Annotated in this window: 7 protein-coding genes; 1 reads left to right on the top strand and 6 read right to left on the bottom strand. The window is 61.6% G+C overall.

Features of this window, described 5'->3' with window-relative positions; translation table 11 throughout:
- The 6 genes from VKP01_RS16270 to VKP01_RS16295 all read right to left on the bottom strand — a co-directional run.
- On the bottom strand, positions 1-968 hold a 968-nt coding region (locus VKP01_RS16270), incomplete at its 3' end, for an aminoacyl--tRNA ligase-related protein (RefSeq protein ID WP_324414160.1).
- A 52-nt stretch (positions 969-1,020) separates the two neighbouring features.
- Complete coding sequence (gene tatC, locus VKP01_RS16275) at positions 1,021-1,824, bottom strand: twin-arginine translocase subunit TatC (protein ID WP_324414162.1); 804 nt, start codon at positions 1,822-1,824, stop codon at positions 1,021-1,023.
- Entirely contained in the window at positions 1,821-2,531 is a 711-nt protein-coding gene (gene tatB, locus VKP01_RS16280) for a Sec-independent protein translocase protein TatB (protein WP_324414164.1), read from the bottom strand. The genes tatC and tatB overlap by 4 nt, the downstream gene beginning before the upstream one ends.
- Positions 2,532-2,627: 96 nt before the next feature.
- Positions 2,628-2,882 (bottom strand): twin-arginine translocase TatA/TatE family subunit, encoded by a 255-nt coding sequence (locus VKP01_RS16285; RefSeq protein ID WP_324414166.1) that lies wholly within the window; start codon positions 2,880-2,882, stop codon positions 2,628-2,630.
- Positions 2,883-3,128: 246 nt separating this feature from the next.
- Positions 3,129-3,548: an RNA polymerase-binding protein DksA gene (dksA, locus tag VKP01_RS16290; RefSeq protein ID WP_074445437.1), complete on the bottom strand. Its 420-nt coding sequence runs from the start codon at positions 3,546-3,548 to the stop codon at positions 3,129-3,131.
- 126 nt (positions 3,549-3,674) lie between these two features.
- Complete coding sequence (locus tag VKP01_RS16295; RefSeq protein WP_324414169.1) at positions 3,675-3,842, bottom strand: hypothetical protein; 168 nt, start codon at positions 3,840-3,842, stop codon at positions 3,675-3,677.
- A 104-nt stretch (positions 3,843-3,946) separates the two neighbouring features.
- Here VKP01_RS16295 and VKP01_RS16300 point away from each other — a divergent pair, with 104 nt between their 5' ends.
- Entirely contained in the window at positions 3,947-4,126 is a 180-nt protein-coding gene (locus VKP01_RS16300) for a hypothetical protein (protein ID WP_324414171.1), read from the top strand.
- The last annotated feature ends 395 nt before the right edge of the window (positions 4,127-4,521 follow it).

Raw genomic sequence — 4,521 nt, forward strand, 5'->3', positions numbered from 1 at the left:
TCGCGCCCCGCCGAGCCGGCTTCCGCCCGGAAGCACGGCGTCAGCGCGGTGAAGCGCAGCGGCAGCTCTTCCTCGGCGAGGATCGATTCGCGCACGAGATTGGTGAGCGGGACTTCGGCTGTGGGGATGAGCCAAAACCCCTTGCTGTACTCTTCGGATTCGAGCTTCTTGCGCCACTCAACTTGTCGTCGAAGCGACTCCTCGCGCCGTTGTTCCGCAGGCGTTTCGTGATCAAACTGCGAGAACTGAAACTCGCGATCATCCTCATAGTCGCTCCAAAAACGATCAAAATCTATCGACTTCGCAGCAAACTGATCATCACGGAACTTCGGCAATTGCGCCGTGCCGAACATCGCCTCGTCGCGCACCAGCAGCGGCGGGTTGACCTCGGTATAGCCGTGAGCGCCCGTATGCAGATCGATCATGAACTGGCCGAGCGCCCGCTCGAGCCGCGCGATCTGGCCCTTGGTCACGACGAAGCGCGAGCCGGAGAGCTTGGCCGCCGTTTCGAAATCCATCAGGCCCATGGCCTCGCCGAGCTCGAAATGCTGCGCCGCCTCGCCTTTGCGAGGCGTGCCGTAGCGGCTCCTCTCGACATTATCAGCCTCGTCCGCGCCATTTGGCGTCTCGTCAGCGGGCAGGTTGGGCAAAGCCGCGAGCGCCTCATGGATTTCGCGCTCGACACGGCGCTGGTCGGCTTCGAGCGCCGGTGCGCGCTCCTTGAGGGCGGAGACCTCCGCCATCAGTTCCTGCGCCCGCGCCTCGTCCTTGGCAGCCTTGGCCTTGCCGATCTCCTTCGAGCGCGCATTGCGCGTCTCCTGAAGAGTTTGCAATTCGCCGATGATGCGTCGGCGCTCGTCATCGAGCGCGACGACCCCGGCAGCGGTGCCGGCGAAGCTCTTGTCGCGGCGCATCAGCGCCTGATCGAATCCATCGGGGTTTTCGCGGATCGCGCGGATATCGTGCATGGCTCATCGACTCGGGGCCGGGACTGACCTCGCCAGATCGACGCCAGCTGCGTCAGATCTCGGCGTCGCGCGCGGCCTCGGCCTCCGCCCGCTTCTTCTCGACCATCCTGACGGAGAAGATGCTTGCCTCGTAAAGAAGCAGCGTCGGCACCGCAAGGGCGAACTGGCTGATCACGTCCGGCGGCGTGAATAACGCGGCCACGATGAAGACCAGCACCACCGCATATTTGCGCTTCGCCTTGAGATAATCCGAATCGACGAGCCCGGCCCGCGCGAGCAGCGTCAGCACCACCGGCAGCTGGAACACGATGCCGAAGGCGAAGATCAGCATCATGATCAGCGACAGATATTCCCCCACCTTGGGCAGGAATTCGATCATCGGCTGGCCCTCGGCAGCGAGCTGCTGCATGCCCACCGAGAAATACATCAAGAGCGGCATTGCAACGAAATAGACCACCGCCGCGCCCAGCGCGAAGAGAAGCGGTGTCGCCACGAGATAGGGGATGAAGGCGTTGCGCTCGTTTTTATAGAGCCCCGGCGCGATGAACTTGTAGATCTGCATCGCGACATAGGGAAAAGCGAGGAAGGCGGCGCCGAAGAAGGCGACCTGCAGCTGGGTGAAGAAATATTCCAGCCCGTGCGTGTAGATCATCCGCGCCTCTTCCGGCGTGGCGAGCGCCTGCACATAGGGCTGGACGAGGATGTTGTAGATTGTGCGCGCGAAGGTGAAGCAGAGGACGAACATCACCACGAAGGCGATCATCGCCCGGATCAGGCGCTGACGCAGCTCGATGAGATGTTCAATGAGAGGCGCGCGGGACGCTTCGATCTCGTCCTCGTCCACATGCGTCGTCACGTCTTGCTCTCTTCCCTGGCGGTCGCTTTGGCGGCGGATTTGGAGGCGCTGGATTTGGCGGAGGCGGGCTTGCCCGCGCCGGTAGCAGATTTCGATCCCGCCGCCTTCGCCGTGCCGGATTTGCTCCCGGCAGATTTGGAGGCGGTGGATTTTTCAGCAGAAGGCTTGCTGGAAGAGCGCTTCGCAGAAGACGACTTGGCAGAAGACGACTTGGCAGAAGGCGGTTTGGCTGAAGGGGACTTGGCAGAAGGCGGTTTGGCTGAAGACGTCTCGGTGGAAGACGCTTTCGCTTGCGCAGCTTGACCCGTTGCGGCGGATGCGCCGGTTTTCGCTTCAGCCGTACGCGCTGCCGCAGTCTCCGCGCCAGCGGCTTCTTCCGCGCCGGCATCGGCGGCGTTCGTCCCCGTCCCGTCGATCGCGCCCTTGACCTCGTCACGCGCACTTCTGAATTCATCGCGCACGGATTTGGCCGGGTTCAGCGCCCGGGTCGTCTGCTTGTTGAGGTTGTCGAGATCCTTGCGGACATGGTCGAGATCAGCCTCACGCAGCGCCTCGTTGAACTGTCCCTGAAAATCGGAAGCCAGCCGCCGGACCTTGCCGATCATGCGCCCGATCGTACGCAGCGTACCGGGCAGCTCTTTCGGGCCGATCACGATCAGCGCGATCGCTCCGATCAGCAGAATCTCCATCCAGCTGAAATTCAACATGCTCCGCCGCCTCACAGCCTGCGCGGCGAATCACCGGCATGCCCGGCATGCCGCATCTCACCGCGCTCTCGCGTCACCGCATCGGATAGGCCGGACTCAGCCCGCCTTCTTCTGCGTGACCTTGCTGTCCTTGGTCTCGGCAGTCGCCGTGTTCTGATGCTCGATGGCCTTGGGGGGATCTTTCTTCTCCTCCTCGGCATCGGCAGCGGCGATTTCATCCTCGCTCATGCCCTTCTTGAAGGCCTTGATGCCCTTCGCCACGTCGCCCATCATTTCGGAGATCTTGCCGCGCCCGAATAGCAGGACCAGCAGCACGCCGACGATGATGATTTGCCAAATACTCGGGCTCATAACCAACCTCCCAGGACGCCCTCAGGCGTTCAACCAAACCTCGTTACGCACAAACCTATTGGCGCGAGGAGGCGAAAACAAGGAATTCCCGCCAATATAATCGCGACACAGCGCCATGCCAGACGGCAACACACTTCACCGGGCCTGCCACCACTCCTGCGGCACCCGATCTCGATGGACGGAATGCCGGGTCAAACCGGCAGACCCCCCGATCCGCCCTCTGCTTAACGCCTTATCACGACGCGCTCAATCGTCACGATGGACCCGCTCATTGCGCTCGTGAGCCTCCTGCGCCTCCAACGACAGGGTGGCGATCGGCCGCGCTTCCAGTCGCTTGAGAGAAATCGGTTCGCCGGTCTCTTCGCAGTAGCCGTAGCTGCCATCCTCGATCCGCGCCAGAGCGGCATCGATCTTCGCGATCAGCTTGCGCTGGCGATCGCGGGCGCGTAACTCGATCGCGCGATCCGTTTCGGATGAGGCGCGATCGGCGATGTCGGGATGATTCTCGTTCTCGTTCTGCAGCGTGGTCAACGTCACTGCCGCTTCCCGGATAATGTCCTGCTTCCATTGGATGAGCTTGCGCCGGAAATATTCGCGCTGGCGCTCGTTCATGAACGGTTCGTCCTCACTCGGACGATAGGACGTTTCGATAACCGTGTTCGTCATCGTGATCCTTTGTCGTTCGCCCTTGCGGCGCCTGCGCGCCGTCGGCTGCCCCCTCGGCTTGGGTGCCTTATAGCGAAGCGTCCCGCCTTGCACAATCGCGAAGACGCTCCCCCTCGCCAGATAGGATCATGCGAAGACGAAAGAAGCATGAAAATGATCTTTCATGCCGTTTTTCAACAGCTTGTACATCGCAGTTGCAAGGTGGCGAGCCTTGCCTTTCAGAGAATCACCGGGCAAACGGTAGCCGCCGGGCGTTTCGCGATCCGGCCAGGCGCCCCCACCCGTCCACATCATGTCGTGGGGCGGTGTCCGCGCGGGGGGGGCACCCGTCGTCAGGCCAGCCGCATGTTACGGATCCGGCCTTCGATGCACCGGTCGCCGCCAAACGGAAAAGCCGGATGGGTATCGAAAACGATGGGAGCGCGTTCATTTCCGCTCCTCTGCCGAATTTGCTCTATCGGGAGGCGAGCGGGATTCAATCGCCCGCGTCCGAGGCTTTCTCCGAAGGGCTCCATTCGGAAAATGACGGTCCCGGATCGCCGGTAGCCGCGATGGCGGCGGCGCGACACAATCAATGATTTAATTTGTATCAACCATAATGAATCATTCTTTGATCGTATTAGAATCGATCAAAGAAACACCATGCCGTTTCGTCTGCCCCATCTGCGTAAGACATTCATCGCTGCGGCCCTGCTCTGCGCGGCGCCCTATACTATACGGCCCGAAAACCGGCGCAGAATTCCGTAGGGTTTTTCGCGCCGGCGCACGCGCAGGCCGCTGAGGAAAGCCTGCACTTCGAGTACGCAAACCGACTGTACAGCTGGCGCCAATTGGCAGCCCAGGAGCGGGGACATCAGTGGACATCGCTTCTGACGACGCAATACCGCCTCATGGCGGATGCGATCATGACCGACGCGGAATATATGGTGGGCGGTGACGGGCTCGAACCGCCGACCCTCTCGGTGTAAACGAG

The organism is Saliniramus sp. (assembly GCF_035311605.1).
Classification (GTDB): domain Bacteria; phylum Pseudomonadota; class Alphaproteobacteria; order Rhizobiales; family Beijerinckiaceae; genus Saliniramus.

Bases quoted from the DNA above. Each gene is read 5' to 3' on its own strand.
- tatB (WP_324414164.1), bottom strand. From the start codon at position 2,531: ATGTTGAATTTCAGCTGGATGGAGATTCTGCTGATCGGAGCGATCGCG.
- VKP01_RS16285 (WP_324414166.1), bottom strand. From the start codon at position 2,882: ATGAGCCCGAGTATTTGGCAAATCATCATCGTCGGCGTGCTGCTGGTC.
- dksA (WP_074445437.1), bottom strand. From the start codon at position 3,548: ATGACGAACACGGTTATCGAAACGTCCTATCGTCCGAGTGAGGACGAA.
- VKP01_RS16295 (WP_324414169.1), bottom strand. From the start codon at position 3,842: ATGATGTGGACGGGTGGGGGCGCCTGGCCGGATCGCGAAACGCCCGGC.
- VKP01_RS16300 (WP_324414171.1), top strand. From the start codon at position 3,947: ATGGGTATCGAAAACGATGGGAGCGCGTTCATTTCCGCTCCTCTGCCG.